Below are 2874 nucleotides of genomic sequence, written 5' to 3' on the forward strand. Positions count from 1 at the left end.
TTATCAGCAGAAAAAATATAATATAGGAAATCCTCCTACGCATTACATTTCCCCCTAATTCACTCTACCATTGGAACATTTTATTAAAATCAAATGTTTCCGAATAATTCTCTGAAGGTATAATCCTGACTCTGGTACAAACTTGGCTCTCATCTCTGACTTATCCATATAGTAAACTATATTCAATATTCCCAAGCTGCCAGTTTCCACGTGATCCAATGAAATTACAATATTAAATAACTTCACATTTTTTATATCAGTAACAACTGTAGCTTCTTTTTTAAATGAATCTTTGGCTGGTATTAACCATTCAGGATTACGCCCAACTGGAGAATATCCATCGTTAGTTCCATCTTTGTTATAGATAGTAATACCAAGACTCCACTTATATCCTTCTGGTATTTCTGGATATGTGCATTCAATATAATATTTTCCGTTTTCTTTTACAAATCTCAATTGATCCGCTAACTTGAGCAAAAACTCCTTTAATTTATCAACTTTTATTCTTCCATACTGGTCAACATCGGTAACATCATTAAATGCTATTCCGTCATAATATTTCACTGTTCCCCCTGTCGGTTCAGGAGAAGGTGCTACATCACCATTCATATCAATATACACCGTTCTTATATTTGCATTCCACTTTACGGTTGCTCCTAACGCTTCACTCACAAACCTTACTGGAACAAAAGTTCTGGATTCTTTTAATAATGCCACTGTATCCATTTGCTTTTGTTGCCCATTTACTTCATAGTTTTTATTCCCTATTTGAAGCACTACTTTTTTTCCGTTTAATGTTATTGTCACTTTTTTTTGTATTTCCGTCCCAACTTACATCCGCACCCAAGGCTTCCCCAACAAATCTGATTGGTACTTGTGTCCTTGAATTCTCATCAATAAACGGTTCTGCATCCGGGAAATTTATCTTTGTTCCATTTACCACTACTCGAATTGGAAGCTCAACAGCTGATGTTGGTAATGATAACAAGAATGTAACTATTAATACTATTGTTAATATTTTTGCGATTCTTTTCATTTCAGCTTTCCCTCCTACATATATGTTACATACACAAAAGCTTTATTCTTCTTTTTCTTCTTTTTTAAAGAAATGCTTGATTTCATTTATTTTATTGCCATTTTCGTCAATTTCATATATGTATACACCATCTTTAAATATAAATCCAATAACCATCCCTTTACTTTCCTGATTTACACAATAAACAACTTCATTTGTGTCTATTTCTTTTAAATCAGTCATATAATCATCTATTACTACACAATCTACGCCTAGGCTTCCTGTTATAGATGCACTACTATTTTTCATATAACTTCTTGTTCTATTCATAACATATAACCTTTTACCTCCGGTATAAGGATTAACAATATCCTCTTTGTATATATCATGTAATGTAACCGCAATTCCTGCATAATCACCAGTTTCAGTAAATTTCCTTAAATAAGCAGCCTCTATAACATAATCCAAAAATTTTTCCGCATTAGTTTTTTCTTTTCCATTTTTTATCTCCTGTGTACTTTGTATTGGTTTTTCATTTGACGGTGTATTAGAAGGTTGATTATCCCCTTTTCCATTGTCACCACAAGCTGTTAATAAGACCGTAACACATATTACCATTGCTACTAATATTGAACGCACTCTAACCATTTTCAACATCCCTTCCCTTTTTAAATTATCTTTTAATTATAACTTTCATATGTCAATATCCCTTATATAGGATAACATCAAACTTTATTCTTTTTCCATCTTCAGTCCTGAATTCCTTCGGAATAAAAGGTTTTGTTGCAAACAAATATTTTATCGAAACTGAAGATTCAATACGCATATAGGTACTACACTCCGACATTTTAAAAGTTTTATCTCTTGAAATAGTCCGCATATTTACCTGTATCAAATCAGCTATCCTTCTCATCTTCACCTCTTTTTCTGTAAAAAGTAAAAATAATCTTAGATAATCAGCATATTTCATCGATAGAAAAGACCCTTTGAGGTTTGTTTTCATTACCTCTGAATCATTTGTATTTCCTATAGAATCAATAAATTTATTTACTTCTTCTTTTCCTTTCTCAGCAACTTTTTGAAATGTTTCTTTAAACTTATTAACCAAATTTTCTCTATAATTCTCAATTCCTGCTTTTATATTATTCTTTACTTTCTTTTTAGCTTCCTGAATAGTATTAAAAATCATACTGTTCACTTTTTTACTTGTCTCTTCCACACTATAACCAAACAACTCTTTCCCTTCTGCGAGCATTGCAGTTAACTCAGCTATAGCTTCTTTAAGATTTTTATTCTTGTATACTTCAAGAAAGTCTGTATAATCAATTCCTTGAATAGTAACAGGCACATAATCACCTATAGTACTATTTTCTACAGATTTCATCTGTTCGAGAAGTAAAGTTTGAATTTTACTGCTAATTTCACTCATTATATCTCCTACTTCTCCTTCAACTTTTACATTTAAACTTGCTTCTAAATCATTAAAAATATTTTCTGCAGAATATTTACCTTCCTTAAAAGGATTTTCAATGCTAGCAAAAGCCTTATCTACCAGTAAATCTATCTTAGAGTCAATATAATCTGATATGGCAATTCCAGCTTTTTCTAAAAATTCCTCTGCTTTATTCTCTGTATAGTCAATAACAAGCTCTGCAGCATTTTTTGCCTTATTTTTAGCTTCATAAATAATTTCATTTGTAATTGTTGTCGAAAGTCCTTTTATATCCGTTATCCATGTATTTCTCGTTTTAAATATTGGTATACTCTCCCCCTTTAACAACAAATATACATCAAACAAAGACTCAGCCATTGCCCAAGCCATCATAATTAATGTGTGCACTATCGGTACACCTACACCA

At 31.6% G+C, this 2874-nt stretch carries 2 protein-coding genes and 1 pseudogene; all 3 read right to left on the reverse strand.

Going from position 1 to position 2874, the window contains the following annotated elements:
• Positions 1-64 precede the first annotated feature (64 nt).
• Positions 65-1036 (reverse strand): annotated as a pseudogene (locus tag JCM21531_RS16825) (copper amine oxidase N-terminal domain-containing protein).
• Between the two features lie 42 nt (positions 1037-1078).
• Positions 1079-1663 carry a hypothetical protein gene (locus JCM21531_RS16830; protein WP_003521333.1) on the reverse strand — a complete coding sequence of 195 codons (585 nt, stop codon included), beginning with the start codon at positions 1661-1663 and terminating at the stop codon, positions 1079-1081.
• 52 nt (positions 1664-1715) lie between these two features.
• Positions 1716-2874 (reverse strand): DUF5702 domain-containing protein (locus JCM21531_RS23235; protein ID WP_243467884.1); only part of this gene is annotated, 1159 nt, incomplete at its 5' end.

This window comes from Acetivibrio straminisolvens JCM 21531, assembly GCF_000521465.1.
Taxonomy (GTDB): Bacteria; Bacillota; Clostridia; order Acetivibrionales; family Acetivibrionaceae; genus Hungateiclostridium; species Hungateiclostridium straminisolvens.

Coding starts and splice junctions, on each gene's coding strand:
- JCM21531_RS16830 (WP_003521333.1), bottom strand. CDS start 1,663: ATGGTTAGAGTGCGTTCAATATTAGTAGCAATGGTAATATGTGTTACG.